Genomic DNA, 26360 nt, shown 5'->3' with positions numbered 1-26360 from the left:
GCCGAATTGGCCCCTTTCTTTTACGCCCTAACCGAGGGCGTGAAACAGCGCCATGTGATTGTCCCAGGCGAGGCTGGAAAGCTGAGGGGGCAGGAGAAGGGGTTCTCGGTAATCGTCCCGTGGATAGAGCGTATAGCAGCGGCCACGACCGCTGCTGGCGATGAACACTTCGGGCTCATCGGTTGCGGCCAGACCGCAGCCGTCAGCTGTTCTCAGGCTGGTCAGAAAGCGATTTTCTGCCACGTCCCAGAATGTAATCAGATTACCCCGGGGGGCGCTCACGGCAGCGATGCGCCCGCTGCTGTCAAAGCGGGCGCTGCCACAGTACTGCGCCATTTGACGGTTGATATCGGCCGGGGCTCTGAGTAACAGAAGTGCCTCGCCACGCCTGTGCAGAGCAACCAGCGGTTTGTCATCAGTGGCCTCTCCTTGATACTGAAGCGCGATGATCACCTCGCCGTTGGCATTGATATCCATATGGCGAATGCTGAGCTGGTGGTCGTCAGGCGCCAGGAAACGCTGCTCCAGCAGGGCACCTGAGGCGACATCGAGATAGGCCAGCGAGGGCTGCATGCTGTCGATATTGAGCTTGTCGCGCCCGTCCGTGAGGATGCCACCATTGGCGATGACAAGGGTGGAGCCGTCTGGCGAGAGCAGCAACTCATGGGGGCCAATGCCGGCGGTGCTGAAATCAAGCAAGGGTTTGGCTGGATCGGCTAGCGTGCGCAGGGTTACGCGCCCCTCGCCGCTGTCCATATCCATCTCCGTTGCCCAGAGACCGTTGCCATCCGGCGTAAATATCGCGTGGCCGTAGAAATGTCGCCCAGACTGAGGCTCGATCCTGTGCACCAGTTGGGCGTTATTGTAGTCGACAACGTCGATGTAATACCCCGGACGTCTGGCCACAGCTGCCACCCAAGGGCGTGTAGGGTGCGCGGCCACATGATGGGCGCGCTCCGGCAACAGGTGGCGTAGCCGCTCTACACCCAAATCGTCCATCACGATTAGCCAGTGCTTGCCATCGGTGGTGTCGGCGGCGCTGGCAATCAGAATGGGCGCCGGCTGAGCCCGGGACGGCAGTGCCGTCAAAACCGCGGCGCCGGCCATCAGTTGCAGAAGCCTGCGGCGGTTAATCTCCATCACGACTGTTGAATCCCAGCTGTATATCCAGTGACTGTACCGCCTTGTTGAGCAGTACATCGAGCACCTTGAGCGAGTCGGTGATCGACTTCAGCGCTTCATAGTGGTTATCCAGTGCGGCGGTCAGTGAGTCGCCCAGAGGCTCCAGATGGTCGTCGATCAACTGGAACTGCTGCTCGATCGCCTTGGCCATGTCGGGCTCACCCCGCTGGCGCAGCAACTGCGCAAGACCGGCCGTGCTGCCCGTGAACATGTCGTGTGCGGCATCAAGGTTGGCTCGGATACTGGCAAGTGATTGCTCACTCATCCAATTCTCGGCGCGGTGCGGATAGGTCGCATCGGGGCCCTTGCCCATGACCGCGAGCAGCTTGGTGTCACGGATCAGCTCGATGGGCTCAACCAGTGATTTCATCAGATCGGTACTGATGGCCGGTATGTCTGCACTTGAGGTCTCGTCCTCACCGCCGTCGCTGCTTGCAGCAAGCAACTGTTCGCCGTTCTTCTGCCAGTCCTGATAGATACCGTTGGCCATGTCGGCAATGTTGCCGGAGATCGCCTGAGTCAGACGGCAGTAGGTCGTCTCCTGTTGTAGTCTGGACAGTGCATCAGGGCCGTACAGCAGTTGTTCAAGGGCGGGGAGTCCTTTGATTGAAACGCTGGCCTGATGGAAAAACTCGTCGTCGAAAGCCGTGTCGGCAGGCAGCTCGAGGGTGGCACGCAGCTGTTTGCGGCCAATGCTCTTGCGGTCGGGCCAGAATTCGATGCTGTAGTTTCGCATCAGGTAGGTGACCGGACCGAACTGGATATGGGAGATCCCCTGCCAGGCATTAAGCGTGCTGCGAAAAGCGGCCCGGGTCTGCTCAAGTGATTGCACGTCCGGCTTCTGGCACAACGCGGTGCCCGCATCGGCCAGTTCGCTGGCTTCTGAGGCAAAGTGTTGATAACGGGGCAGGATATCCTCCTGCAGTGTTTCCGCGTTGTAGGCTGGCCAGTCGGCGGACTGCGCCGCTGCATGGTTGATGTGGATGACACCCGCCAGTAAAAAGATGGCACTGGCGCCTGCCAGGGTCGGGAGCAGGCTGGTATTGATTGCATGTTTCATAACGACTCCAGAAACCGGATCAGTGCATTCCGGTCCTTTTGACTCATATTGATGATGTTGTTCCGCGAGGCTTCGGCTTCGCCACCGTGCCAGAGTATGGCTTCCAGCAGGGTGCGGGCTCGCCCATCATGCAGAAAATAGCCATTGTCGCTGACCTGGCGTGTCAAACCCAACCCCCATAGCGGTGCTGTGCGCCACTCACTGCCTTGTGCTTCGAACTCCTGGTGGCGATCAGCCAGACCCGGGCCCATATCGTGCAACAGCAGATCGGTATAGGGCTGGAACTGCTGATGCGCCAAAGCAGGCCAGTCCGGAGAATCGCCGGTGCGTTGCACAGGGCTGTGGCACGCCGCGCAACCGGCACGGGAGAACAGCTCCCGGCCGAGTTTAACCTGAGGATCGTTACGGTCTCGTGCCGCGGGAACGGCGATGTGGCCTGTGTAGAAAGCCAACACCGACATCATCTCTTCAGAGGCCTCGAAGCCACCTTGCTGCGCAGTGTTGCCATCGGGCCGGTTCAGGCAGGCGGTTTGGCGGGCGGTACAGTTACCGAATGCAGAAGCATAGGTCGGATTACCGATACCGATATCGTTGGCCAGGGCGCTGGCATTTTGCTGGGCAAGCGTCGGTTGCCCGGCTTTCCAGCCGAAGCGACCGGCTGTGAAGCTGTTGTTGTGGTGGTCGTATACACGGTTGATTCGCCCGGATATGCCATCGCCGTCGCGATCCTCAGGATCGGCCTGCTGTTCGAGATCCGCCTGCGGGATGCGTTCAAGCAGCCCCAGTCCGATCATGGGCGGTGCTATGCGAAATGAGGTGCGCAGGGCAGGATCAAAGTCTCCGTAACCTGGCTGGATAACCCTGACCACGGGGGCTCTGAGCTCAACCTGCGTGCCATCTGCAAGACTGACCTGCTGCGTGGTGTAGTCGACTTCAACGCGGCCTTCGGCGGGTACACCGGCGACGGAGAAGGGCTGCAGCTGGGTGCCATAGTTCGGGTCCCCAACCAGACCGTCTGTGCGGGCACGGGCGTGTTGATCGGCGCTGTGAGCGGGCACGCTGAGCCGGAGCAGCGATGAGAGCGCGTTGACACCGCTGCCGGTGATGGGGTTTCCCCTGCCATCGTTGACATGACACTGGCCGCAGGAGCGGGCGTTGTATAGTGGGCCCAGACCATCGCTGGCAGTGGTCGAGGAGGGCGAGGGTACCCAGATCTTGTTAAAAATCGCCTCGCCCAGCACAAACGACATGCGGGTCTGGAGATCCAGATTGGCCGCCGGTTGCGAGAAGGGGTGGCGTCCGGGTGTGCCGGTGAGCGTGGTATCGCCACCGGCTGCCAAGGATGCTGCCGTGTGTGAAGGCGTTGCTTCGGCCTGATGCGTACCGAGTATCAGTACGAGCAGGCCGAAGCAGAGTGGGGTACGTACAGTGAGTACGGGCGACGCCATCGAGATTATTCAGCGCCTACGGCTGAGGGGTTGTCCAGACTGTCGGAGCCTTCGATGGCAACGTCACCAAGCGCCAGTTCGGCGATGATCTCTTCGGTGATGCCGGTCTGGGCAACCAGAGAGTCGACGAAGTTCTGCACCAGCTGACCGCCCTCGGTGTTACCGGATGCGATCATCACGTCAAAGGGGGCGCCGTTGGCGGCGGAGTCGACCATCGCCTGGCCTGCTGCTTGAGTGTTATCGAGCTGCGCGCGCATCTTTTTGTCCAGATCAGCGTCGGATGCACTGACCAGATCGGACAGAGACGGACCTTTTACCTCGGTGCCGTCGATGCGTGTGTACTGGCCGAGATAAACGTTCTGAATACCCTTGGCGTCGTAATAGTGCGACCAGTGGGTGTTGTCGGAGAAGCAATCGTGCTCCTCTTCCGGGTCATGTAGCATCAGGCCAAGCTTGGTGCGCTCGCCGCCGAGCTCACCGTAGGCAAGGCTGCCCATGCCTGTGGTGATGCTGGCAAGGCCCTCGGAGGCACTCTTCGCCTCCAGTTCGGCACGCGCCGCGCCGCCTTCTTTCCAGTTGTTGACCATCTCCTGCAGGTCTTGAACCAGCAGGCGGGTGGCACTTTCCAGGTACTGCCCACGGCGATCGCAATTGCCGCCTGTGCAGTTGTCGATGGCGTAGTCCGTGTAAGGTCGTTCACCGGCACCGGGCTTGGTTCCGTGCAGATCCTGACCCCAAAGCAGGAACTCGATGGCATGGTAGCCGCTGGCCACGTTGGCCTCGACGCCATCGATCTCGTGCAGTTGCTGGATCAACTCCGGTGTAATAGTCGTTGCATCAATGGTCTGGCCACTGATCTTCAATGACGGATTGGCTATCACGTTGGCGGTGTAGAAGGGGTTCTCATAGGACTCGGCACCGTAGCTGTCGGCATCGACATAATCGATGAGCCCTTCATCCAGCGGCCAGGCGTTGACCCGACCTTCCCAGTCATCGACTACGCTGTTGCCGAAGCGGAAAGCTTCTGACTGCTGGTAAGGTACGCGCGCCGCTATCCACGCCTCTCGGGCGCTCTTGAGCGTCTCTTCCGACGGATTCTCGATCAGCGCTTTGACCGCATCATGCAGTGTGTTGGCGCTGGTCAGTGCGTCGCTGTACACAGTCAGAGCAAGCTCCGCGTAATGATCGACCACAGCGTCCGCCGTGGGCGCTTCAGTGGCAGCGTGAACGGCACTGCTCAGTGTTAGCGGGGCAAACAGTGCGGCGCTGATCAGGCCTGCTCCGAGGGCGCGTCGAAGGGTCATGCGATGGGCTCCTTAATCCTGTCTCGAATTGCGTTACACGCTAATCTAAATGAAAACCGTTATCAATAGCAATGCGTGTTGCATATAAATCCACAATTTATATGAGGTTTGTAGCGGTAAGGGGGATTGTAACGACACAGGGTTACAGGCTGGATAAGCCGGTTGACGCGGGGTTCACGGTGGTGGCCGAGGCGTGGAGGCCCCGGCCGATTTGACTCAGTCGAGGCTGGCCCATGCCTCTTGAAGGTGCTTGTCCTTCAGTTTGACGTAATTATTCGCAGTATAGGTGAAGAAGCTGCGCTCCTTCTCGGTGAGCTCCCGTTGCGGCTTCGCGGGCCGGCCCACGTAAAGGTAGCCGCTTTTGAGGTGCTTACCCGGAGGCACCAAAGTGCCTGCGCCGATGATGACTTCGTCCTCGACAATGGCACCATCCATGACCATGGCGCCCATGCCGACCAGGACACGGCTGCCAATCTTGCAGCCATGCAGCATCGCCTGATGGCCAACCGTGACGTGATCGCCGATCTCCAGCGGGAAACCATCCGGGTTGTAGGGGCCAGCGTGGGTGATATGAAGCACCGAGCCGTCCTGAATGCTGGTGGAGTGGCCAATCCGTATGCGGTGCATGTCGCCGCGAATCACCACCAGGGGCCAGATGGAGCAATCATCTCCGATCTCAACGTCTCCCAACACGACTGCACTGGGGTCAACAAACACCCGATCGCCCAGTTTTGGCGTCATACCCTGATAGCTGCGGATCTTCATTCTTTCGCTCCTGTTGAAAAGGCTCCGGATGGACTCCATTGTATAGCATTAGATTCAGCCATTGATGCCGTTGATTCCGGTATCGGCCCGCACAGACTCCGGAGGTGTTATACCATGTCCAATCCTTTGCTAGAGCAGCATCTGTTACCGCCTTTCAGCCGTATCCTCCCCGAGCATGTGGAGCCGGCAATCGACGAACTGCTTGCGCGCAACCGTGACCGCATAACCCAGCTGACGCGGGATACAGCGCAACCGGACTGGGAATCTCTGGTAGGTGCGCTTGAACAGATGAACGATGAGTTGAGCCAGGCCTGGTCTCCGGTATCGCATCTGAATTCGGTGATGAACTCCGACGAGCTGCGCGAAGCCTATAACCGCTGCCTGCCGAAACTGTCGCAGTACTGGACTGAGCTTGGCCAGAATCAGGCGTTGTATCAGGCGTTCAAATCTCTGTCGGAAAGCGATGCCTACGCAGGCCTGTCCCAGGCTCAGAAAACGGTGATCGATCACTCGCTGCGGGATTTCCGGCTGTCCGGTATCGCGCTGGCGCCAGAGCAGCAGAAGCGCTATGCCGAGCTACAGCAGAAGCTGTCGGAGCTGACCACCAAGTTCTCCGAGAACGTACTCGATGCGACTCAGGGCTGGTATCGCCATGTCACCGACGAGGCGCAGCTCCAGGGACTGCCCTCACACGCGGTCAGCGCCGCCCGAGAGGCTGCGCAGGAGCGTGAGCTGGAGGGCTGGGTGATCACGCTGGATTTCCCGTCGTATTATGCGGTGATGACCCATGCCGAAGATCGCAGCCTGCGAGAAGAGCTTTACCGCGCCTACAGCACCCGGGCATCCGATCAGGGACCGACAGCGGGCCAGTGGGACAACTCGGCGGTTATGACCGAGATTCTTGAGCTGCGCACAGAGCTGGCCAAGCTGCTTGGCTTTGACAGTTACGCCGATTACTCGCTGGCGACCAAAATGGCGCAGTCTGCCGATCAGGTGATTGGATTTATCGAGGATCTGGCGACCAAGAGCCGGGCGATGGCAGAACGTGAGCTGGGGGAGCTGAAAGGGTTTGCGCTGGAAACCGATGGTCTGGACGAGCTCTGTGCCTGGGATATCAGCTACTACGCCGAAAAGTTGAAGCTTGCGCGCTTTGATATTTCACAGCAGGCGCTTAGGCCCTATTTCCCGCTGCCCAAGGTGCTTGATGGACTGTTTGCGATTGTCGGACGGCTGTTCGACGTCCAGTTCGAACAGATCACCGAATTCGACAGCTGGCACAAGGATGCACGCCTGTTCCGCTTAAGCCGCGATGGCCAGGCGATCGCCTACTGCTATCTGGACCCCTTTGCACGGGCCAAAAAGCGCGGAGGAGCCTGGATGGACGACTGCCGTGTACGCCGTCGTCTGCCGGATGGTTCCCTGCAACTGCCGGTGGCCTACCTTGTGTGTAACTTCACCCCGCCAACGGCCGACCATCCGGCGTTGCTGACCCATGATGAGGTTACAACTCTGTTCCATGAATTTGGTCACGGTTTGCACCATATGTTGACCAAGATCGAGTGTGCCGATGTCAGCGGCATAAACGGTGTGGCCTGGGATGCGGTAGAACTGCCCAGCCAATTCCTCGAGAACTGGTGCTGGGAGCCGGAGGCGCTGGCGCTGATCTCCGGTCACTATGAAACCGGCGAGCCGCTACCCCAGGAGATGCTCGACAAGATGCTGGCGGCCAAGCATTTCCAGGCCGGCATGATGATGCTGCGTCAGCTGGAGTTTTCACTGTTTGATTTTCGACTGCACCGCGAATACGAGCCGGGTAGGACACAGGTTCAGGCGGTGCTCGATGAGGTGAGAAATGAAGTGGCGGTTTTCCAGCCGCCGCGTGAAAACCGCTTCCAGAACGGCTTCTCGCATATCTTTGCCGGGGGCTACGCCGCCGGTTACTACAGCTATAAGTGGGCTGAAGTACTCTCGGCCGATGCCTTCTCACGTTTCGAGGAGGATGGCATCTTCAATCCCGAAACCGGTCTGGCTTTCCGCCAGGCAATACTTGAGCAGGGCGGCTCGCGAGAAGCGATGGATCTGTTTGTCGAGTTCCGGGGCCGTGAGCCACAGGTCGATGCGCTGCTGCGCCACTCGGGCATTGAATAAGCCGGCAGGCGGTGTATCCGGCTACTCAAACGATTGAAAGGGATAGGCATGAACCAGGGAAGGATGGGTGCTGCGGCACTGCTGACGTTTGTATTGTGTATTGTCTCGGCCTCGGCGGGTGCCGTGGGCTTTACCCGGATAGTGGACAATGAAGCTGCAGGAATGGCGCTGGGGGTCTGGTATCCGTCGGATACTCCGGTGCCAGAGCAAGCCAATACCCCTTTTCGACAGGCGCTGGCGCTGGATGCGCCGGTTGCCGGTACTCACCGTCCGCTGGTGGTGATATCGCACGGCTACGGTGGCTGGATGGGAGGGCATGCCGATCTGGCGTTAGCGCTGGCCGAAGCGGGTTATGTCGTGGTGGCGCCTGAGCACCCGGGTAACAACAGCAACGATGAGAGCGCCCCGCCTGCGCGGTGGCTGGTGTCGCGCCCGATGGATATCACGCGCGTGCTGGATTTCATGCTACAGAGCTGGTCGGATGCATCGCGTATCGATGCTGACCGCGTTGGCGTCTACGGATTCTCGGCTGGCGGCTACACCGCATTGGTCGCTGCCGGTGGCAAACCTGATTTCGTTAAGGCGTCAAACTACTGCAATGAGGCACCGGACGAGTTCATCTGCAGTGAAGGTGTGCTGGACGATCTTGATCCCAGTGTGCAGACAGGGCTTGTAGGTGCGGTTGCTGGTGATCGCCGGATCGGCGCTATCTCCATCGCGGCTCCCGGCTTGGCGTTCGCCTTCGACAGCGAGGGGTTGCAAGGGGTAAGCGTTCCGGTTCAGATTTGGTCGGGTGAGCTGGATCAGCGTGTGCCCGATGCGAGTAACGCCGTGCCGCTGGCGCGCGATCTGCCCAATGGCGCTCAGTTGCACCGGGTCGAAGACGCCGGGCATTTCGCTTTTATGGTACCCTGTAACCCTCGGCTGAAAGAGGTTAATCCCCGTATCTGGCAGATGGTGTGTATCGATAGCGATGGTTTCGACCGTGCGGTTTTCCATACCGAACTTAATCGCGAGATCCGGGATTTTTTCGACCGTAGTCTGTAACAGCCGCGGAGAAAGATCATGAGTGTGACGAAAAGGTTTATCGCAGGGGCTGTCTGTCCGCGCTGTGCGCAGATGGACTGCGTACGCATGTACCGTGATGAAGAGCGAGAGTATCGCGAGTGCGTAAAATGCGGTTTTGAAGACTCGCTGCGCCTCGATGGCAGGCCCGATCCTGAGGAGCTGCAAACGCGCGTCAATCAGGAGCGGGATGACAAAGCCCCGTCAGTCTCTGAGCAGGAGCGTGACAGTATTCAGGTGATCAACTTCGATCCGAACCCTGGCCAGAAACGCCGCGACCACTAGTCGAATAACTCTACGTCTGGGTTAGCCGGTGTGTAAATGTTCACATACCGGCTGGCTTAGATATAAAGCCTAATCTGTTACCCCTTCATCCAGCCATTTTCGCGGCTAATACGCCAGTACACATAGCCGCCGCTGATCCCCCGAGCGGCAAAGAAGCTCAAAAATGCAATCCACAAACCGTGATTTCCCAACGGCTGGGTCAGCCACCAGATCGGTGCGAAGACGCAGAATACGGAAAACAGCATGGTGTTCTGCATCGCCCGGACCTGAGTCGTGCCGATAAAAATGCCGTCGAGTAGAAAGCTCCAGATACCGATCAGTGGCAGTGCCACCAGCCAGGGCAGGTAGCGCGCGGCCTCTTCACGTACGCTTTCGATACCGGTGAGCAGCGCAACGATCAGATTGCCGCCGAAAGCAAAGATCAGCGTCAGTAGCAGCGCACTGGCCAAAGACCATATGCCGGCGCTGACGACAGTGCGATAAAACCGCACCTGATCCTGCTTGCCCAGTGTGCGTCCACTTAGGGCTTCTGTGGCGTGTGCAAAGCCGTCCAGCGCATTGGATATGAGAATCAGGAAGTTCAGCAATACGGCATTGGCGGAGAGGATGTCGGTGCCCTGCTTGGCGCCCTGAGCCGTAAAGAATGCAAAGGTGAGCAGCAGTGTTACCGTGCGCACGAACAGGTACCGGTTTACGTTGATCATGGCCGCATAGGCTTTAAGCCGTCTCAGTGGCTCTATCTGCCACTGACCGGGTATGGTCCTGAGCATGCGGCGGCAGAACCAGAGCCCCAGCAGCAGACACGACCATTCGGCGATTGCACTGCCCAACGCGACGCCGGCCGCGTGCATGCCGAATCCATAAACGAACAGCAGATCCAGCAGCATGTTGAGCAGGTTGCCAAAGGTGAGCAGCAAGAGGGGGACTCGGGTGTTCTGATTGCCCACAAACCAGCCCAGCAGGGCGTAGTTGCACAGCGCAGCCGGTGCCCCGAAAGCCCGTATGGCGCTGTATTCTCGCGCTTCGGCCAGCACATCGGCGGCTGGATCCATCAGTGTCAGTGCCAGCTCGATCAGTGGCGTGCGCAGCAGAATAAGCGCACTGCCGATCAGCGTCGCCAGAATCAGCGACTGGGCCAGAAGGGTGCGCACGGTGGTGCCGTCGTCCCGTCCCGAGGCTTGGGCAACCAGCCCGGTGGTGCCCATGCGCAGGAAGCCGAACGCCCAGTACAGTATGGAAAAGATCATGCCGCCGACCGCGACGGCGCCAAGATAGTGGGGCGAGGGCAGGTGGCCGATCACGGCAGTGTCCACTAAGCCGAGCAATGGCACGGTGATATTAGACAGCATCATCGGCCAGGCAAGCGCCCAGATGTTGCGGTGTAGTGTCTTGTCCGGCCAGTAACGCCAGCCTTTAAGCGCCTGCATCATGCCCTGGATAAGCCACGTGGCGCGGCATACAGCAGCAGGAACTCGGCCAGCGCCGCAACCACTACAGAGGGGCCGGCCGGGGTATCCCAGAACCAGGACGCCGTAATACCGCCGACAACTGCGAGCACACCAAGCACCGATGCATAGATCGCCATCTGCTCGGGGGTGCTGGCGAGGCGTCTGGCGGCGGCCGCGGGAATGATCAGCAGCGATGTGATCAGGAGAATACCCACCAGCTTCATCGCCACCGCGATAACAGTCGCGATCAGAAGCATCAGTGCCAGACGTACGCGCAGTACGTTCACGCCCTCGACGGAGGCCAGCTCCTCATTGATGGTGATCGCCAGCAGCTGATCCCAGAAGCGCCAGAGCAGCAGCATTACCAGCGCACCGCCACCGTAGATCCAGTAAAGATCCTCGGGCGCTATCGCCAGCAGGTCGCCGAACAGGTACTCGATCAAATCGATGCGGATATTGTCGAGCAGGGCCACGGCCACCAGACCCAGTGACAGTGAGCTGTGGGCCATGATGCCGAGCAGGGTGTCGGTGGCGACAATATGCTGGCGTTGCAGACTCACCAGCAGCAGGGCAAGCAGCACGCAGCAGGCGACGACCGCCAGATTGAGGTTGATGTCGAACAGAAAGCCAAGTGCGATCCCCAACAAGGCTGAATGGGCAAGGGTGTCACCGAAGTAGGCCATGCGCCGCCAGACCACGAATGCGCCCAAAGGCCCCGCGATAGCGGCTATGCCGACGCCGCCGGCCAGAGCCAGGAGTAAGAATTCAGCCATGAGGTCAATGTCCGTCGCAGCAGTGTGCAGAGGGTTGATCGGCGATTACATCGCCGTGGATATCGTGCTGATGATTGTGGTGGTGGTTGTACAGCGCCAGCGCGCTGGCCTGCGCAGGGCCAAACATCTCCAGAAACAGCGGGTCGTTGCTCACGGTTTCAGGGTGGCCAGAGCAACAGATGTGGTGGTTGAGGCAGACCACATGGTCGGTTGATGCCATCACCAGATGCAGGTCATGGGAGATCATCAGTACGCCGAGCTTGCGCTCACGGCGGATGCGGGCGATCAGCTCGTACAGCTCGATCTGGCCGTTGATATCGACGCCCTGCACTGGCTCGTCCAGTACCAGCAGCTGCGGATTGCGCAACAACGCCCGGGCGAGCAGTACGCGCTGGGTTTCACCGCCTGAGAGGTCATGGATCGACTTGTTCAGCAGGTGATCGGCACCGACGGATGTCAGCGAGGCCAGCACCGCTTCCTTGTCGATGCGGTGGGGAACCTGCATAAAGCGCGCAACGGTGAGCGGTAGGGTGCGATCAATATGCAGCTTCTGCGGCATATAGCCGACCCGTAGACCCGGCTGGCGCCAGATCGTGCCGCGTGTGGGCTTAAGCAGGCCGAGCACGACACGCACCAGCGTTGTTTTACCCGCGCCGTTGGGGCCGATCAACGTGGTGATGCAGTCGGTGTGCAGGTTCAGATCGATATGGTTCAGCACCTTGTCGCTGCCGAACTGCACGTCGATTTCGCTCAGGCGGATAAGATCGCTATTGGGCATGGTCTGCTCCCGAGGTGCGACAGTCAGGGCATAAGCCGACCACTTCCACCATCTCCTGTTCAATTTCGAAGCCGAGTGTGGCCGCGCTGTCTTTCAGTGCCGAGTGCACATCGTGGGTGTTGAGCTCGACCGCACGCTTGCAGTTTCGACAAATCAGGAATCCGCTGCGGTGCGGACGTTCAGGGTGGGGGCAGCCGACATAGGCATTGAGTGAAGCAATGCGATGCACGAAACCCTGCTCCTGCAGGAATTCCAGCGCACGATACACGGTTGGCGGTGCGGAGTTGAAGCCCGCGTCGGCCAGCGCCGGCAGTAATTCATATGCCCCCAGTGGTTGATGATTCTGCCATACCAGCTTGAGCACAAGTTCGCGCACCGGCGTCAGTCGCTGGTGCCGGGTGCGGCACAGTGTGTGCGCGGTCTCAAGCGCTTGCGCGATACAGTGCTGGTGATTGTGATCTGACTCGAATCCCGGGTCTTCCTGATTCATCTTGACTCTTCCGGAAAAAGTGATTGTTATAGTATAACATAATGATCCGTATGAGATGAGGAATTTAAGTGAATGTGAATGGAGATGGCTGTATGGGCTGGATAAGCCGTATGGCGCGGGGTTCAGCTCTTTTAGCGCTGTTTCTGGTGGCAACGGCGAGTGCGCAGGCTGAAGCGCAGGAGCCTGCATCGGACGGGGACGTGGTGGTCAGCATCAGACCGCTGGCGCTGATTACAGCCGCACTGATGGAGGGTATCGGTGAACCCCGCATTCTGCTCGCGGATGGTGCCTCTCCCCATCACTATGCACTTAAGCCGTCCGATATGCGCAGCCTGACAGACGCGCGACTCGTGGTTTGGGTCGGCCCTGATCTCGAGCGCTTTCTCGACAAGCCGTTATCTCGCACTCAGGCCCATACACTGGCCTTGACCCAGAGCCACGACGCGACGGACAAGGCGGATCATCACGAGCACGAGCACGAGGATACGCATGATGATCACGGCGACACACATGACGAGCACGAACACGATCATCACGGCGTCGATGTCCATCCCTGGCTTGATCCGGGCAAGGCGCTCGAGATGTCGCACGAGATCGCGGCGGAACTGGAGAAGATTTACCCCCAGCACGCCGATCTGATCGCCAGTAATCTGCGCGCTTTTGAATCCTCACTGGCGGCGGTGGACGAGCGCATCGATGAAATGTTGAAGCCCGTCAGCACGCGGGGTTTCTACGTATTTCACGATGCCTACAGTGGCTTTGTCGGGCATTACGGCCTGAACCAGCTGGGCTACTTCACGCTCAATCCAAGCCAGAAGCCCGGAGCGCGCCACCTGGCTGAGATACGCGAGCAGCTGGAGGCGCAGCATGCCGTGTGTGTGCTCAGTGAGCCGCAGTTCAGCAGCGCTGTGGTCGACGCGATTACCAGTGGACTGCCGCTGAACCATGCCGAGCTTGACCCGCTGGCTATGGGCGTGTCGCCGACCGCCGATGCTTACCCGCTGTACCTGCTTGAGTTGGCGCAGCGTATCGAGTCCTGTCTGGCGGAGTAAAAAAGATTCACTGAGGGGGCTTCACAACAAAAAGCCCTCTCTATATAATGCGCCCCACTTTCGAAGCAGATGTGGTGGAATTGGTAGACACGCTAGCTTCAGGTGCTAGTGCCTTCACGGGCGTGGGAGTTCGAGTCTCCCCATCTGCACCACTCCCCCAAAAGAGTGGCGCAGTAACTGACGAAAGTGACGAAATGCGGTGCGCACCGCAGGCCTGAACGGCTAAACCCGCGCAAACCGACGCAGATGTGGTGGAATTGGTAGACACGCTAGCTTCAGGTGCTAGTGCCTTCACGGGCGTGGGAGTTCGAGTCTCCCCATCTGCACCACCGGGTTCTCTTCCCGGTAGGTCTCTCCTGATAGAAAATCCCGTTTATTGATCTGTCTTCTGTGCGTGTTTTCGTGCTTGGCATTTGCCTGCATAACCCGTGTGGTGGGTTATCCAGCCGTTTTCGGTAGTAAAGCCCGCGCTATAAAAAAGCCCCGGCATCATACCGAGGCATTTTATCCGTGGCACGCTGGTGTCAGCCGCCGATCAGCAGCCCAAGTTGTACCAGTGCCGGGACTATCGCGATTACAAACCCCACCAGCACCATGGCGATGGACGGTGCCAGACCCAGCTCTTCGTAACGTTCGTCTTCGTGCATAGCAGCCATGTTGATTCTCCTCATGTGACTGTTTCTCTGCTTCGGATATCGCAACATGGGTGCCAGTTTTTTATTATCCCTGAATGTTTTTAAGTGTTTGATATAAAAGATATTGTTGTATCGGGTGTGGCAGATTTTATAGCGTGCTGCCTGAAATGACATGACAAATTGAAAATTGCATGTCAGCTCAGGCAGTTTTTATGGGCGCTTTAGCAGGCGCAGCGGCGGTCCAGACTGAAACGTCCGCCACCGGAGACGGTGAGAGACAGCGAGGCTGCCAGCAGAACCAGCGCGTATTCCCAACCACCTTCGCTGACAAACACACCATTACCAAGGTGAACGAACAGGATCGCGATCAGCATGGTGAAAGCGGTCACAAGACCGACGAGGCGGGTCAACAGGCCGAGTACAAGGGCAAGGCCACCGAAGAACTCGGCGCTACCGGCCAGTAAGGCCATCAGAAATCCCGGTTCGAGTCCTATGGAGGCCATCCACTGACCTGTGCCTTCCAGGCCGCCGCCACCGAACCAGCCGAACAGCTTCTGCGCGCCATGGGGCATCAGTACCAGTCCGACCGGTACGCGCAGAATCAGGGGGGAAAGGCCATCGTGTGTGGCCATCAGTTTTTTGCAGATACTCTTGTTCATGGCGCCACCTCATACATTGGAGTGACTGGAGATATCGATAGTGTAGCCGGTGTTGTCTGGAAAGCGCGGCATGCGTCGGCAAGAGACGTGAAGCGTTCAACCTTGTGGTATCGTGATGCGCAGTCAGTATCGGCGGTGCCAATTGCACGCCAGTCCCGTTTATCAATTAAGGAAACGGCCTTGAAGAAGTTCACATTGCATCTGGATGCGGCAGTGGTGATTCTGCTGCTTTTCCTCGTCGCCTTTGGTCTTAATCTTTACCAGTACAGCAAGTACAAAGAGTTGAAAGACGAGAACTTTCGTTTGCAGATACAGGGTGTGGAGGATCGTATGAACCTGGACTCCCTGCGCTACACCCTGAAGAACCTCAAGCAGAAGCTCGATGCGAAAGAACAGGCGGGAGGCGCTGAGTAATGCACGGGGAGGGCTTGATCAAGACGGTTCTGATTACCGGCTGTTCAACCGGAATAGGGCGTCACTGTGCCTTACGGTTGAAAGAGGAGGGGTACCGCGTATTTGCCGGTGCACGAAAGCCCGAAGATGTGCAAGCGCTTACTGACCTTGGGCTTGAGGGCATCCTCCTTGATCTGGATGACAGTGACTCGATCAGGCAGGCGGTGGACGAGGTGCTCGCGCGCACCGGTGGTACGCTGGATGCGCTGTTCAATAATGGTGCCTATGGCCAGCCCGGTGCAGTGGAAGACCTGAGCAGGGCAGCACTGCGTGCCCAGTTGGAAACCAACGTGCTGGGGTGGCTTGAGCTGACCAACCTTGTCCTGCCGGTGATGCGCAGGCAGGGGCGGGGCCGTATCGTCATGAACTCCTCGGTGCTGGGGCTGGTCGCGTTGAAGTACCGGGGGGCTTACAACTGCTCCAAGTTCGCGCTTGAGGGGCTGACCGACACCCTGCGGCTGGAGCTCTCAGGCAGCGGCATACATGTCAGCCTTATCGAGCCGGGGCCGATCGAGAGTGCATTTCGCAAGAATGCGTTCAAGGCGTTCCAGGATAATATCGATGTGAAGAACAGTGCCCACCGCACCACTTATGAGGCGGTGGTTAAGCGCCTGAGCAACCAGACACCGGGGAAGGAGCCAGCCTTTACGCTTTCACCCGAAGCGGTTTTCAAACCGCTGCGCCACGCGCTGGAAAGCCGACGGCCGCGGCCGCGTTACTATGTCACGCTGCCGACCTATTTCATGGGCTGGATGCGCAGACTGCTGCCGACCCGCTGGCTGGACCCCATTCTGACGCGGGCATCCGATTGAACCACCGGCGCGCTAGCGATAGTGCTGGCGCGCCTCCTCTTCAAGAAAGTAGAGCGTCATCGGGCCGAAGCCTTTGACGTCGACCTCTTCGCGTTCACTGCAGATAAACTCGTCCTTGATTAGCTCGTAGGTGGCCGCGTTGAGCGTGATCCGCATCGGCTCCGAGAGGCTTTCCATTCTGGCAGCCAGATTCACGCCGGGGCCGAACAGGTCGTAGACATATTTCTGTATGCCCACCAGCGAGCCGATGACAGGGCCGGTATTGATACCGATGCGGCCCTTCCACTGGTTGGTATGGGCGGCGTTGCGTTTTTCCAGATAACGGCGCATGCGCAGGGCGACCCGGGCGATGTTGGCCGTATCTTCGCTGCTCTCTTCGGGTACACCGGATACCGCCATGTAGGAGTCGCCGATGGTGCGGATGCGTTCGCAGCCGAACATCTCGACGATGCGGTCGAAGGCGGAGAAGATGTCATTGAGCTCCGAAACCAGTGCACTGGCGTCGCTGGAGATCTGCATATCGGTGAAGCGAACGAAATCCAGCATCAGAATGGCTGCGTGCTCGAAGTGCTGGGGCGTCGTGGTGCCGTAGTCCTTCAGCTCTTCATATACCTGCTTGGGCATGATGTTCAGCAGCAGGCGTTCGACCCGATCTTTCTCCTTCTCCAGCGCCTTGGCGTTGCGCTCCGCCATGCGGGAGTAGGAGTCGAGCATGTACTGGTTCTCTTTCTCCTTTGAGATGTCGCGTCCTTCGATCAGCACCATCGGCTTGCCCTGATGGTCGATCCGTCGCATCTCCAGCCTGATCGGCGTTGCGCGGCCCTTGATCTGGACCTCTACCTCAAAGCGGAAACTGCCACGATCGGACAGCCGGCTGCGTGCCTTTTCCAGCTCCAGCGTCACTATGCGCTCACTCAGGCGGCCCTGTTCACCGGCCGGTGGGGGAAACCAGTCGAAAAAGCAGGCATTTTCGAAGCAGACCGTATCCGCCTCGATATCGGTCAGGGCCACGGCCAGATGGAGCTGTTGAAGCAGGGCGCGGGTGTCGATCTGATCGTCGTCCATCGTTCGGCCCTCAGGATTGGGTGACTATATAATGCCGTCGGCTGACCACGTCGCCGATGATGCGTGAGATGTCGCCCTCTTCCAGATCGAAGTCTTCAAGCGTGAACTTGAGTATCTTGACCGCCTCGTCGAAGTCGTCGCTGTCGATACCGAGCTTGGCGTGGGCACGCACCAGCGCCTCGTTCGAAAAGCTGGCAGGGCCACCCATCAGGGAGGCGATGAACTTGGTCTGGTGATCGACCAGCCGACGCATGTCGAGGCCGTCGAAGTAGGGGCTCAGGCGGGGTGAATCGAGGACTTCGTCATAAAAGGCGGACACGATGCGGCTGACCGTGGCGAAGCCCCCATACTTGTCGAATAAGGTTTGCTCCATTACCTACTCCCTTCACCCGATGAGTCAGATAGCCCGGAGGGCGCCGAGAGATGCTTGGGGTGAGAGTAAACCTCACTATAGTTGCCGTAACGGCGATGCACAAACCGCGAACCGGCGAGTTCAGAGCTCCCGGGGGAAGCGTGACTCGAAGCGCTCACGCGTCTCGTCAGCCGGCAGTTTGTCGCGGACATGTGTGTCCAGCTCTAGCCCCCAGGTGTTGATCATGCAGCCCAGCGTGACATACATGCCGTGAATCGCGATCAGATCCATCAGCTCGGCATCGGTGTAGTGTGTTCGCAACTGGGCAAGCAGCTCGGGTGAGAGACCCTTGCGTATGATCAGTTCATCGACGCCCAGCAGTAGCAGGTACTCCTTTTCGAGCCACTCATCGGGATTGGGCGTGTCCTTGATGCGCTCGATCTCTTCGCGCGACAGGCCACATGCAAGGCCCCGCTCGACGTGGGATCCCCACTCGTACCAGGCCCGCATATGCGTTGCCACGCGCAGAATAATCAGCTCGCCCAGACGTTTGCCCAGCGTGCCGCCGGTAACCGAGTAGTTGCGGTAATCCCACCAGGCCTTGAGCAAAACCGGGTTGTGTGCCATCAGTTTGTGCACATTGATCGGGCGGCCGTTCATGTCGTTGATGATCGGCTCAAGCGATGAGTCCCACTCCTCGATCGGGAGGGGAAGCAGGTGGTCGTTGCTGTCCATGTGTTTGTCCGGCTCGGTCATGATCTGCCCACCAGTATATACAACTATCGCCAAGGGCCTTTCGCCAGCGCGAGCAGGTCCTCCGGGGTATCGATATCCTGACTTGCGGTGGGCATGGGGAGGGTGACGACCCGGTCGGCGTTGTCGCGCAACAGATTGCGTGCTCCGCGGTCACCCTCAAGTCGCATCAGTTGCGCAAAGAGGGCTTTCGGAAACAGCGCCGGCACAGCTGTTTTGCCCGCGTAGTGGGAGGCGACGATGCACTGGCCGTCGAAACGCTCGACCAGCTGTCGGTAGTGCTCGGTGTCGAGGCAGGCAAGATCGGCCAGCGTGATCAGCACGCCGTCGTAGTCGTCATCGGCGATGGCCCGTACGCCTCTGGCGATTGAGGTACCCAGCCCCTGCGACCAGTCGGGATGCTCGATGACCCTTGCATACCCCTCTACCAGTGGGCGCACCTCGTCGGCATAGGCGCCGATCACGCAGAACAGGTGGTGTTCAAACCGGGGCAGCAGGGGCTGGAGGGCGTGCTGAACCAGTGCCCGGTCTTCGAGCAACGCCAGTTGCTTGCGCCCGCCAAAGCGGGAACCCGCTCCAGCGGCCAGTACCAGCGCGGCGATATTCACTGCGCGACGGCAACCCGAAGCTCGGGCTGCAGAGTGTGTTGATGCAACACGGCGTGGCACTCGGCGAGAATCGACAACGCGATGCTCTCCGGAAGTTGCCCGCCGATGGGAAGCCCGGCAGGGCCCGATACCCGGCACCTGAGCTCGGACTCCTTCAAACCGGCCCGGCCCAGCACCTGTGCAAAGCGGTGACGTGGGCCGAGCAGGGCAATGTGCTTGAGACCTGCGTTGTGCAGCTGGCCAAGCGCATGTGCATCCAGCGCGATGCTGTGCGACATCAGCACCGCGGCATCCACCGAGGTGTCGGCTACAATAGCGGACAGGTTATCGCAGTCGCGCAGAACGTGGTCGGCCTCAGGGAAGTGCTCGGCCCGTGCATTGGCGGGCCTTGGGTCGGCCAGCGTGACCTGCCAGCCCATCAGTTTGGCCATGCCAACCAGTGGGCGCGCATCGATGCCGCCCCCGATGACCAGCAAGTGCGGTTCGGGCCGTATCGGTGTGACCAGCCAGCCATCTTTGATCTGGCTGCGCTGTGGCGGGCGGTGCTCTCCCACCTTGAAATAGGCTTGGTTGCCACCGATCTTCTGATAATAAGTACCTGGCTGGCGGCGTTTAAGTGCGGTAGCAAGTGCTTGCAAACCGAGATCGTTATCGGCACTGATCAACTGCAGCATGATGTACACCTTGCCACCGCAGCCGATGCCGAGGCGGAACGAGAGATCGTCCTCGTCGCTGCCGTCATACACCAGCGTCATTGCCTTGCCGCTGAGCATGACCCGGCGGGCATTGCGCAGGATATCAGACTCCAGGCAGCCGCCACTGAGCAGTCCGAACTGCTGACCGAAGCCATTGATCAGCATCAGCGCACCCGCCTTGCGGTACGCCGAGCCTTCGGTTTTATAGACCGTGCCCAGCACCCACTGGGTGCCGGAGCTGTCACTCTGCCAAGCGGCCAGAAGATCCGAGAGTTGGTTACTCATGGCGAGACTCCTGCGTATGGCGGTCAGACAAAGCTGAAACCGGCCGTGGTCATCGGCAGTTCGGTAATCCGCTTGCCGGTCACGGCGAAGATGGCGTTGGCCAGCGCAGGCCCCGTGGGTGGAACGCCGGGTTCACCCACACCGGTTGGCGGTTCGGCCGAGGGGACGATGGTCACCGCAATCTCGGGCATATCCGGCATGCGCAGCGGCAGATACTGCGGGAAGTTGTCCTGTACCACCAGGCCCTGATCAAGGGTGATCTCGTTGCGCATGATCGCGCCGAGCGCATAACCGGCGCCGCCTTCCATCTGGGCACGGATCACGTCCGGATTGATCGCCACGCCGCAATCCACGGCCATGTGCAACTTATCCACATGTACCTTGTTACCCTCCACGGTGATGTCTGCCACCACGGCCACGAAGGTGTTGAACGAGTAGTGGGCGGCAAAGCCGCGCTTCTGCCCCGGTTGCCAGCCGGACATGTCTCTGGCTGCCTCAATGACGCCCGCCATTCGGGCCTGCTCCTTGTTGCTTCTGTCGAGCAGGGACAGGCGTAGCGCGATCGGATCTTCGCCACGCTCGTGGGCGAGCATGTCCATCAGGCTCTCCATAACGTAGGCGGTATGGGTATTGCCGACCGAGCGCCACCAGAGCACCGGTACCGGACTCAGGAAGTCACTGACGCCGAGCGCCATGTTTGGCACCTGATAAAGCGTATCGGCCAGACCCTCAACGGTGGTGTGGTCGAGCCCCTCGTGAACGAGCGCGCTTTCGAAGGCTGAGCCTTTGACGATCGATTTGGCCGCGACACGGTGGTCCCAGCCGAGAATAGCGCCGTCGGCGTCCAGCGCGATGCTGGCTTTGTGCAGCGCCATCGGGCGGTAGTAGCCGCCGTGGATATCGTCCTCGCGGCTCCATAGCATCTTCACCGGCGTCTTGCCGCCGAGAAGGGCGAACGCCATTGCGGCTTCGACGTGATAGTCGGCCGTTGGGGTGGTGCGCCGGCCAAAGGAGCCCCCGGCATAGAGCGTTTTGATCTCCACCTGTTCAGGTTTCAGCTTCAGTACGCTGGACAGCGCACCGTGTGCAACGGTCGGGAACTGACAGCCATCGTGTACCCGCACACCGGATGCGGTCGGCTCAATGACACAGACCAGCGGCTCCATCGGTGAATGGGCGAGAAACGGGAAGACAAACTCGGCGTCGAGCGTGCGCGGTGCTGCCGATAGCCGTGCCTGTACCGCGTCCGTTGTCAGCGCTCGTGCCTGATACTGAGGCGCTGCGGTAAGCTCACGGTGTGCCTCGATCAACGCACCGGTACTGCGCATTTCGGCGTCACTGAAATCCCACTCGGCGGTGATCGCATCCCGGGCCTTGAGCGCCGCCCAGGTGTTTTTGCCATATACCGCGACGCCTGCACCGTTGGGCAACGCCTTGGCATCGATGAAGCCGGCGATCTCGGCCGCCTTGTCGGCGTTGAAACCGGTGAGCCGTCCGCCGAATCGGGGGCTGCGCAGGATCACGGCATACACCATGCCCGGCAGTTTCACGTCCATGGCGAATTGAGCGCTGCCATCGGTTTTGGCAATGGAGTCCTTGCGTGGCAGTTTGAGCTTGCCAATAAGCTTGAACTGATCGGGTGTTTTCAGCTGGGGCTCCGGGTTGGGCTCAAGGCGGGCGGCGCTGTGGATAACATCGGCAAACCCCGCGGTGCGCTGGCCATCGGTGATGACGCCCTTGTCGATACGAATCCGGTCGACACCGACACCCCATTGCTCGGCGGCGGCCCGTACCAGCAGATCCCGCGCGGCCGCGCCAGCCTTACGGTACTGCATGAACGAGTTGGCGATGGCCGTGGAGCCACCGGTGCCCTGAGCACCGAATAACAGGTTCTTATATTTCGCCGTATCAGACGGGGCAAAGTCGATGCGCACGCTGGCCCAGTCCGCATCCAGCTCTTCGGCGATCAGCGTGGTAAGGCCAGTGCTGGTGCCCTGTCCCATCTCGAAGTGCTTGAGAATTACGGTCACGACACCGTCGCTGTCGATCCGTACAAAGGGGTTGAGTGTGCTGTCTTCATAACCGGCCGCAAGCAGGCCTCTGGGCGTGAAGCCCACCAGCAGAGCTGACGCACCGGCGGCCTTGAGAAAATTACGACGTGATAGTTGAGCGCTCATCTTCAGGCCTCCAGCGTGTCGGACGCCAGTTTGATGGCATCCTTGATCCGTACATAGGTAGCGCAACGGCACACGTTACCCGACATGAAACTGTCGATCTGCTCGTCGCTAGGGCGGGGGTTCTGGCGCAGCAGGCCAACTGCCGACATGATCTGGCCCGACTGACAGTAACCGCACTGCACCACATCCTTTTCGCGCCAGGCGCTCTGCACCGCCGCCGAGATCGGGTCATCAAGACCCTCAATGGTGGTGATCTCGCCGCCAACTGCGCTCTCAACCGGGGTAATGCAGCTGCGCGTTGGATTGCCGTTCAAGTGGATGGTACAGGCACCGCAGGAGGCGACGCCGCAGCCGAACTTGGTGCCGGTCAGCGCCAGTTCGTCGCGGATGACCCAGAGCAGAGGCGTACCCGGCTCCGCGTTCAGGGAGCGCATCCGGCCGTTAATCTTCAGTTGATACTCCATGATGACCTCGTCCTGTCGTATTCGGGTAGGTAAAAAGGGGCGGCGCTGGTAGCGCGTCAAGTCATCCAATATAGGCGAGGTAGACGGGTGGGCGGATGCATGAAGATCCAGATCTCTTGCACAAAACTCTAAAATAAACAGGGCGGACTTTGGCGTGGCTTCCTCTGCTGCTATAACCCTTTTCGGAGGTAGACCATGGCACACACCGAAAAAAAGCTGCTTCAACTGCGGGATCTGATCGACCGCCACACGCATGATGAGGGGCTTAACGCGACCCCCATCGCGAACCTCATCGCCGTGCGCGCCTCCGAAGAGCAGTGCCGTACCCCCGCGGTGTATGAGCCGATGCTGATTCTGGCCGCACAGGGGCGCAAGAATGTGTACCTGGAGGGGGAGCGGTTTGAATACGGTGCGGGCCAGTTTCTCGCCCTGTTTACACCGATGGCGTTCGAGTGCGAGCTGGTGGGCGTCACGGTTGAGCAGCCGTTGCTGGCTATTGGTATTCGGCTTGATCGCCACCGGCTGGCCAACCTGCTGCTGAAGATGGAATCGACCACACAGGGCGATAATCGTGCTGAGGCGGACAACAGCTCCGGTGTGTTCTCGGCGCCGGTCAGCGACAAGCTGCTCGATGCAGCCGTGCGGCTGATGCAGACACTGGACGATGCCACCGAAGCGCGGGTTTTGGGCGAGTCGATCATCGACGAGATCTACTACCGCATCCTCAGTGATGAGCAGGGCGGTGCACTGAAGTTACTGCTGCGACAGCACGGACAGATTCAACAGATCTCCAAGGCGGTAGAGCTGTTGCACGATAATCTAGACAAGGCTGTGCCGGTGGAAGAGCTGGCCTCTACCGTCAACATGAGCGTCTCCGGCTTTCATAAGAAGTTCAAAGAGGTGATGCATCTCTCGCCCTTGCAGTACATCAAGCTGATCCGCCTGAACCGCGCACGGACTTACATCTTAGAGGGACACAGTGTCAGTGATGCGGGCTACAGGGTAGGGTACAACAGCCCGGCCCAGTTCAGTCGCGAGTACAAGCGCCAGTTTGGCGTGGCACCGTCTTCCACTTGATCGAACCGTACCCGGTTAGCTCGAGAGCACGCGGGCCAGCGTCTGGAATATCCTGTCATCACCGCATTGCGCCACATTAAAGCGCAGAAAATCCCCCGCGCTCTGCGACTGACTGAATGCGTTGCCCGGCGCCAGCACTACACCTGCCTGCAGGCAGGCCCGGGCGATGTCGGCCGCATCGCGCCCTTTGGGTATCCGGCACCAGATAAACATGCCGGCCTGCGGAGTGTGCCAGGGCCGTATATCCAGGGTCTCGAGCCGCTCGACAGTCGTAACCATCGCTTTGGCCAGCTTCAGGCGCACCGACTCAATATGCTTGCGATAGCCGCTGTCGGTGAGCGCGCTCATCACGACGTTGGCCGCCAGATTGCCGCCGCCGAAACTGGTGGCGATCTTCAAATCGAGCAGACTGTCGATCCAGTCGGCACGGGCTGCGATATAGCCACAGCGCAGCGAGGCGGAGAGCGTCTTTGAAAAGCTGCCGAGGTGGATAACCCGTGACAGGCCGTCGAATGCGGCGAGTCGGGGCGCGGGCGTAACTTCGAAATCGGCGAAGATATCATCCTCGACAATCACCAGATCCGAGCGCTCGGCCAGTGACAGCAGGCGGTGTGCTGTGGTCGCCGAGAGCGTCGCGCCGGTGGGGTTATGGATGCCGGAGTTGGTGATATACAGCCGGGGCGAGAGGGTATTCAACGCGGCTGAAAACGCGTCAAGATCCGGTCCGCTCGGTGTGTAAGGGATGCCCACGATGCGGACACGATGTGCCTTCAGCAGGGCGTGGAAATTGAAGTAGCAGGGATCATCCACCAGCACCACATCCCCCGGCTCCAGCAGAAAGCGGCAGATCAGGTCGATCGCCTGGGTGCCCGATTCGGTCAGCATGATCTGCTCGGGCGGTACCTCGATACCGCTGCCGATCATGCGCCGGGCCAAAACCTCCCGCAGGGCCGGTAAGCCTAGCGGCGTGGCGTAGTCCGCAAGCACCGAACTGTCGGCTCGTGCCACCGTACGCAGCGCACGACGAAGACCTGCCTCATACATCCATGAGTCCGGCAACCAGCCGCATCCGGGCATCAGTGTCGAAGCGTTGGATTCAAGTGACTGTCGTGATATCCATAGCGGGTCGATTTCGCGCTCCCGTTTTGGGCCCATCTCCGACAGCGCTAACGGCGCTACCGGTCCCGAGACAAAAAAGCCTGAACCGGGGCGCGAGTGGATAACGCCTTCTGCTGCCAGTCTTTCATAGGCTTCCACCACGGTTGATACCGAAACCGTCATCGCCTTGGCCTGCGCCCGTACCGACGGCAGCCGCGTACCCGGCAGATAGGATCGCGAGGCGATTCTCAGGCGGATCTCGTCCATCACGGCCGCAATACGGGTTTTGGCTTGGCTCACGTTCACTCCCTCATGCTGTATTGCCTCAGCATACATAACAGTTCTTCAAAATTGTACTGGATCGTATCTGGGGAGCGGCTGCCTGCGGTGGTCTACTGACGGCTGATCAAGAACAGGAGGTCGTGAGATGGACAAAACGCTGAGCGGTTGGGTTAGCGGCTTTATCGGCATGCTGATCTTTGCTGGCTCCTTGCCGGCAACCCGCATCGCCGTGGGTGATTTCGAGCCCACGTTTCTAACCTGTGCACGGGCGAGCATCGCGGGGCTGCTGGGTATGGCGCTGCTGGTATTGCTTCGACAACGGCGTCCGGACAGGGCGCAGCTGCCTTCACTTGTGTTGGTCGCGCTCGGGGTCGTTGTCGGTTTTCCACTGCTGACCGCTCTGGCGCTGGAACAGGTGTCGTCTGCACATTCCCTGGTGTTTATCGGCTTGTTGCCGCTGTGCACGGCCATCTTCGGCGTGTTGCGTGGCGGGGAACGCCCGCGACCGGCGTTCTGGCTGTTCTCGCTTTTGGGTAGCGCCTGCGTCGCCGGATATGCCGCCCTTGGCGATCTGACCGCCACCCTTCAGGGCGACTTACTGATGCTCGCGGCCATTGTCGTATGCGGACTGGGGTATGCCGAAGGGGCGAAGTTGTCACGCTCGCTAGGGGGCTGGCAGGTGATCAGCTGGGCACTGGTGCTGTCATTGCCGGTAATGCTGCCGGTAACGTTGTATACGCTGCCGGCAACGCTAGGACAGACAGGCACACCTGCCTGGATTGGGCTTGCCTACGTGGCGCTATTTAGCATGCTGATCGGATTTGTATTCTGGTATCGCGGTCTGGCACTGGGCGGCATCGCCTCGGTCAGTCAGCTGCAACTGCTGCAACCTTTCTTCGGGCTGGCGTTGGCTGCACTGCTGCTACAGGAAACCGTCAGCGGGGCGATGCTGGGCGCAGCACTGGGTGCAGTAGGTTGTGTGGCGGGGGCTAAGCGCTTTGCCAGCGCCTGAAACGACGAAGCCCCGCATCAATGATGCAGGGCTTCTGAAAGAGGTGGTGCCCGGAGGCGGAATCGAACCACCGACACGGGGATTTTCAATCCCCTGCTCTACCGACTGAGCTATCCGGGCAACGAGGCGCGTATT

At 59.7% G+C, this 26360-nt stretch carries 27 protein-coding genes and 3 tRNA genes; 10 read left to right on the top strand and 20 right to left on the bottom strand.

Going from position 1 to position 26360, the window contains the following annotated elements:
* Positions 1-27: 27 nt before the first annotated feature.
* The 5 genes from ADIMK_RS16870 to ADIMK_RS16850 form a co-directional block, all read right to left on the bottom strand.
* The gene (locus ADIMK_RS16870) at positions 28-1140 is read right to left on the bottom strand and encodes a DUF1513 domain-containing protein (RefSeq protein ID WP_036190731.1); all 1113 of its coding nucleotides are present in this window, start codon (positions 1138-1140) and stop codon (positions 28-30) included.
* Entirely contained in the window at positions 1130-2242 is a 1113-nt protein-coding gene (locus tag ADIMK_RS16865; protein ID WP_036190728.1) for an imelysin family protein, read from the bottom strand. The genes ADIMK_RS16870 and ADIMK_RS16865 overlap by 11 nt, the downstream gene beginning before the upstream one ends.
* Positions 2239-3690: a di-heme oxidoreductase family protein gene (locus ADIMK_RS16860; protein WP_036190726.1), complete on the bottom strand. Its 1452-nt coding sequence runs from the start codon at positions 3688-3690 to the stop codon at positions 2239-2241. The genes ADIMK_RS16865 and ADIMK_RS16860 overlap by 4 nt, the downstream gene beginning before the upstream one ends.
* A gap of 5 nt (positions 3691-3695) precedes the next feature.
* Positions 3696-4994, bottom strand: a complete 1299-nt coding sequence (locus ADIMK_RS16855) for an imelysin family protein (RefSeq protein WP_036190724.1) — start codon at positions 4992-4994, stop codon at positions 3696-3698.
* A 216-nt stretch (positions 4995-5210) separates the two neighbouring features.
* A complete protein-coding gene (locus tag ADIMK_RS16850; protein ID WP_036190722.1) occupies positions 5211-5759 on the bottom strand; it encodes a gamma carbonic anhydrase family protein in 549 nt (182 codons plus the stop codon).
* 114 nt (positions 5760-5873) lie between these two features.
* Between ADIMK_RS16850 and prlC the strand changes: the two genes are divergently transcribed.
* Genes prlC through ADIMK_RS16835 form a run of 3 tightly spaced genes read left to right on the top strand, consistent with a single transcriptional unit; the run spans position 5874 to position 9257 of the window.
* Entirely contained in the window at positions 5874-7907 is a 2034-nt protein-coding gene (gene prlC / locus ADIMK_RS16845) for an oligopeptidase A (protein ID WP_036190721.1), read from the top strand.
* Positions 7908-7955: 48 nt separating this feature from the next.
* Positions 7956-8954 carry an alpha/beta hydrolase family protein gene (locus tag ADIMK_RS16840; RefSeq protein ID WP_231517072.1) on the top strand — a complete coding sequence of 333 codons (999 nt, stop codon included), beginning with the start codon at positions 7956-7958 and terminating at the stop codon, positions 8952-8954.
* An 18-nt stretch (positions 8955-8972) separates the two neighbouring features.
* The gene (locus tag ADIMK_RS16835) at positions 8973-9257 is read left to right on the top strand and encodes a YheV family putative zinc ribbon protein (RefSeq protein ID WP_036190717.1); all 285 of its coding nucleotides are present in this window, start codon (positions 8973-8975) and stop codon (positions 9255-9257) included.
* Between the two features lie 77 nt (positions 9258-9334).
* On the opposite strand, the gene ADIMK_RS16830 is transcribed toward ADIMK_RS16835, so the two are convergent.
* From ADIMK_RS16830 to ADIMK_RS16815, 4 genes are read right to left on the bottom strand one after another with little or no spacing between them, the layout of a single operon-like run.
* On the bottom strand, positions 9335-10687 hold the full coding sequence (locus ADIMK_RS16830) for an MATE family efflux transporter (RefSeq protein WP_231517071.1): 1353 nt from the start codon (positions 10685-10687) through the stop codon (positions 9335-9337).
* Positions 10684-11478, bottom strand: coding sequence for a zinc ABC transporter permease subunit ZnuB (gene znuB / locus ADIMK_RS16825; protein ID WP_036190715.1), 795 nt, complete (start codon positions 11476-11478; stop codon positions 10684-10686). The genes ADIMK_RS16830 and znuB overlap by 4 nt, the downstream gene beginning before the upstream one ends.
* Before the next feature lie 4 nt (positions 11479-11482).
* On the bottom strand, positions 11483-12256 hold the full coding sequence (gene znuC, locus ADIMK_RS16820) for a zinc ABC transporter ATP-binding protein ZnuC (RefSeq protein ID WP_036190713.1): 774 nt from the start codon (positions 12254-12256) through the stop codon (positions 11483-11485).
* Positions 12246-12746, bottom strand: a complete 501-nt coding sequence (locus ADIMK_RS16815; RefSeq protein ID WP_036190710.1) for a Fur family transcriptional regulator — start codon at positions 12744-12746, stop codon at positions 12246-12248. The genes znuC and ADIMK_RS16815 overlap by 11 nt, the downstream gene beginning before the upstream one ends.
* A 68-nt stretch (positions 12747-12814) precedes the next feature.
* Between ADIMK_RS16815 and znuA the strand changes: the two genes are divergently transcribed.
* The 3 genes from znuA to ADIMK_RS16800 all read left to right on the top strand — a co-directional run bounded on the left by znuA (position 12815) and on the right by ADIMK_RS16800 (position 14127).
* Positions 12815-13798 carry a zinc ABC transporter substrate-binding protein ZnuA gene (gene znuA, locus ADIMK_RS16810; RefSeq protein WP_156042971.1) on the top strand — a complete coding sequence of 328 codons (984 nt, stop codon included), beginning with the start codon at positions 12815-12817 and terminating at the stop codon, positions 13796-13798.
* Positions 13799-13863: 65 nt separating this feature from the next.
* Positions 13864-13950 (top strand) — tRNA-Leu (locus tag ADIMK_RS16805).
* A gap of 90 nt (positions 13951-14040) precedes the next feature.
* A tRNA-Leu gene (locus ADIMK_RS16800) sits at positions 14041-14127 on the top strand.
* 195 nt (positions 14128-14322) lie between these two features.
* Here ADIMK_RS16800 and ADIMK_RS22325 read toward each other — a convergent pair.
* Together ADIMK_RS22325 and ADIMK_RS16795 are read right to left on the bottom strand one after the other, a co-directional pair.
* Positions 14323-14454: a hypothetical protein gene (locus tag ADIMK_RS22325; protein WP_255344302.1), complete on the bottom strand. Its 132-nt coding sequence runs from the start codon at positions 14452-14454 to the stop codon at positions 14323-14325.
* Between the two features lie 200 nt (positions 14455-14654).
* Positions 14655-15092 carry a DoxX family protein gene (locus tag ADIMK_RS16795; RefSeq protein ID WP_036190709.1) on the bottom strand — a complete coding sequence of 146 codons (438 nt, stop codon included), beginning with the start codon at positions 15090-15092 and terminating at the stop codon, positions 14655-14657.
* 180 nt (positions 15093-15272) lie between these two features.
* Between ADIMK_RS16795 and ADIMK_RS16790 the strand changes: the two genes are divergently transcribed.
* The gene (locus ADIMK_RS16790; RefSeq protein WP_036190706.1) at positions 15273-15506 is read left to right on the top strand and encodes a hypothetical protein; all 234 of its coding nucleotides are present in this window, start codon (positions 15273-15275) and stop codon (positions 15504-15506) included.
* Positions 15507-15520: 14 nt separating this feature from the next.
* A complete protein-coding gene (locus ADIMK_RS16785) occupies positions 15521-16357 on the top strand; it encodes an SDR family oxidoreductase (protein ID WP_231517070.1) in 837 nt (278 codons plus the stop codon).
* A 12-nt stretch (positions 16358-16369) separates the two neighbouring features.
* On the opposite strand, the gene ADIMK_RS16780 is transcribed toward ADIMK_RS16785, so the two are convergent.
* From ADIMK_RS16780 to ADIMK_RS16750, 7 genes are all read right to left on the bottom strand, one after another.
* On the bottom strand, positions 16370-17422 hold the full coding sequence (locus ADIMK_RS16780) for an adenylate/guanylate cyclase domain-containing protein (RefSeq protein WP_036190704.1): 1053 nt from the start codon (positions 17420-17422) through the stop codon (positions 16370-16372).
* Positions 17423-17432: 10 nt separating this feature from the next.
* A complete protein-coding gene (locus ADIMK_RS16775) occupies positions 17433-17795 on the bottom strand; it encodes a group I truncated hemoglobin (protein WP_036190702.1) in 363 nt (120 codons plus the stop codon).
* 120 nt (positions 17796-17915) lie between these two features.
* Positions 17916-18530: a carboxymuconolactone decarboxylase family protein gene (locus tag ADIMK_RS16770; protein WP_036190700.1), complete on the bottom strand. Its 615-nt coding sequence runs from the start codon at positions 18528-18530 to the stop codon at positions 17916-17918.
* A gap of 23 nt (positions 18531-18553) precedes the next feature.
* Positions 18554-19135: a nucleotidyltransferase family protein gene (locus ADIMK_RS16765; protein WP_036190698.1), complete on the bottom strand. Its 582-nt coding sequence runs from the start codon at positions 19133-19135 to the stop codon at positions 18554-18556.
* Positions 19132-20115, bottom strand: coding sequence for an XdhC family protein (locus tag ADIMK_RS16760; protein WP_036190695.1), 984 nt, complete (start codon positions 20113-20115; stop codon positions 19132-19134). The genes ADIMK_RS16765 and ADIMK_RS16760 overlap by 4 nt, the downstream gene beginning before the upstream one ends.
* 23 nt (positions 20116-20138) lie before the next feature.
* The gene (locus ADIMK_RS16755; protein WP_036190692.1) at positions 20139-22292 is read right to left on the bottom strand and encodes a xanthine dehydrogenase family protein molybdopterin-binding subunit; all 2154 of its coding nucleotides are present in this window, start codon (positions 22290-22292) and stop codon (positions 20139-20141) included.
* 2 nt (positions 22293-22294) lie between these two features.
* Positions 22295-22756, bottom strand: a complete 462-nt coding sequence (locus ADIMK_RS16750) for a (2Fe-2S)-binding protein (RefSeq protein ID WP_036190690.1) — start codon at positions 22754-22756, stop codon at positions 22295-22297.
* A gap of 195 nt (positions 22757-22951) precedes the next feature.
* Between ADIMK_RS16750 and ADIMK_RS16745 the strand changes: the two genes are divergently transcribed.
* A complete protein-coding gene (locus tag ADIMK_RS16745) occupies positions 22952-23833 on the top strand; it encodes an AraC family transcriptional regulator (RefSeq protein WP_051693048.1) in 882 nt (293 codons plus the stop codon).
* A gap of 15 nt (positions 23834-23848) precedes the next feature.
* On the opposite strand, the gene ADIMK_RS16740 is transcribed toward ADIMK_RS16745, so the two are convergent.
* Positions 23849-25231, bottom strand: a complete 1383-nt coding sequence (locus tag ADIMK_RS16740) for an aminotransferase-like domain-containing protein (protein ID WP_036190839.1) — start codon at positions 25229-25231, stop codon at positions 23849-23851.
* A gap of 127 nt (positions 25232-25358) precedes the next feature.
* Between ADIMK_RS16740 and ADIMK_RS16735 the strand changes: the two genes are divergently transcribed.
* A complete protein-coding gene (locus tag ADIMK_RS16735; RefSeq protein ID WP_036190687.1) occupies positions 25359-26225 on the top strand; it encodes a DMT family transporter in 867 nt (288 codons plus the stop codon).
* A 44-nt stretch (positions 26226-26269) separates the two neighbouring features.
* On the opposite strand, the gene ADIMK_RS16730 is transcribed toward ADIMK_RS16735, so the two are convergent.
* Positions 26270-26345: transfer RNA gene (locus tag ADIMK_RS16730), tRNA-Phe, on the bottom strand.
* Positions 26346-26360: the final 15 nt, after the last annotated feature.

Origin of the sequence: Marinobacterium lacunae (assembly GCF_000705555.1) — a bacterium.
Classification (GTDB): domain Bacteria; phylum Pseudomonadota; class Gammaproteobacteria; order Pseudomonadales; family Balneatricaceae; genus Marinobacterium_D; species Marinobacterium_D lacunae.
Note: the sequence above shows the minus strand (reverse complement) of the source record. Positions and strands in the feature narration are given on the sequence as shown.

What these genes read in the sequence shown, in the direction of transcription:
- znuC (WP_036190713.1), bottom strand. Translation starts at nt 12,256, where the DNA reads ATGCCCAATAGCGATCTTATCCGCCTGAGCGAAATCGACGTGCAGTTC.
- ADIMK_RS16850 (WP_036190722.1), bottom strand. Translation starts at nt 5,759, where the DNA reads ATGAAGATCCGCAGCTATCAGGGTATGACGCCAAAACTGGGCGATCGG.
- ADIMK_RS16795 (WP_036190709.1), bottom strand. Translation starts at nt 15,092, where the DNA reads ATGAACAAGAGTATCTGCAAAAAACTGATGGCCACACACGATGGCCTT.
- ADIMK_RS16835 (WP_036190717.1), top strand. Translation starts at nt 8,973, where the DNA reads ATGAGTGTGACGAAAAGGTTTATCGCAGGGGCTGTCTGTCCGCGCTGT.
- ADIMK_RS16775 (WP_036190702.1), bottom strand. Translation starts at nt 17,795, where the DNA reads ATGGAGCAAACCTTATTCGACAAGTATGGGGGCTTCGCCACGGTCAGC.
- prlC (WP_036190721.1), top strand. Translation starts at nt 5,874, where the DNA reads ATGTCCAATCCTTTGCTAGAGCAGCATCTGTTACCGCCTTTCAGCCGT.
- ADIMK_RS16750 (WP_036190690.1), bottom strand. Translation starts at nt 22,756, where the DNA reads ATGGAGTATCAACTGAAGATTAACGGCCGGATGCGCTCCCTGAACGCG.
- ADIMK_RS16815 (WP_036190710.1), bottom strand. Translation starts at nt 12,746, where the DNA reads ATGAATCAGGAAGACCCGGGATTCGAGTCAGATCACAATCACCAGCAC.
- ADIMK_RS16840 (WP_231517072.1), top strand. Translation starts at nt 7,956, where the DNA reads ATGAACCAGGGAAGGATGGGTGCTGCGGCACTGCTGACGTTTGTATTG.
- ADIMK_RS16745 (WP_051693048.1), top strand. Translation starts at nt 22,952, where the DNA reads ATGGCACACACCGAAAAAAAGCTGCTTCAACTGCGGGATCTGATCGAC.
- ADIMK_RS16860 (WP_036190726.1), bottom strand. Translation starts at nt 3,690, where the DNA reads ATGGCGTCGCCCGTACTCACTGTACGTACCCCACTCTGCTTCGGCCTG.
- ADIMK_RS16755 (WP_036190692.1), bottom strand. Translation starts at nt 22,292, where the DNA reads ATGAGCGCTCAACTATCACGTCGTAATTTTCTCAAGGCCGCCGGTGCG.
- ADIMK_RS22325 (WP_255344302.1), bottom strand. Translation starts at nt 14,454, where the DNA reads ATGGCTGCTATGCACGAAGACGAACGTTACGAAGAGCTGGGTCTGGCA.
- ADIMK_RS16870 (WP_036190731.1), bottom strand. Translation starts at nt 1,140, where the DNA reads ATGGAGATTAACCGCCGCAGGCTTCTGCAACTGATGGCCGGCGCCGCG.
- znuB (WP_036190715.1), bottom strand. Translation starts at nt 11,478, where the DNA reads ATGGCTGAATTCTTACTCCTGGCTCTGGCCGGCGGCGTCGGCATAGCC.
- ADIMK_RS16830 (WP_231517071.1), bottom strand. Translation starts at nt 10,687, where the DNA reads ATGATGCAGGCGCTTAAAGGCTGGCGTTACTGGCCGGACAAGACACTA.
- ADIMK_RS16865 (WP_036190728.1), bottom strand. Translation starts at nt 2,242, where the DNA reads ATGAAACATGCAATCAATACCAGCCTGCTCCCGACCCTGGCAGGCGCC.
- ADIMK_RS16855 (WP_036190724.1), bottom strand. Translation starts at nt 4,994, where the DNA reads ATGACCCTTCGACGCGCCCTCGGAGCAGGCCTGATCAGCGCCGCACTG.
- ADIMK_RS16735 (WP_036190687.1), top strand. Translation starts at nt 25,359, where the DNA reads ATGGACAAAACGCTGAGCGGTTGGGTTAGCGGCTTTATCGGCATGCTG.
- ADIMK_RS16770 (WP_036190700.1), bottom strand. Translation starts at nt 18,530, where the DNA reads ATGACCGAGCCGGACAAACACATGGACAGCAACGACCACCTGCTTCCC.
- ADIMK_RS16760 (WP_036190695.1), bottom strand. Translation starts at nt 20,115, where the DNA reads ATGAGTAACCAACTCTCGGATCTTCTGGCCGCTTGGCAGAGTGACAGC.
- ADIMK_RS16780 (WP_036190704.1), bottom strand. Translation starts at nt 17,422, where the DNA reads ATGGACGACGATCAGATCGACACCCGCGCCCTGCTTCAACAGCTCCAT.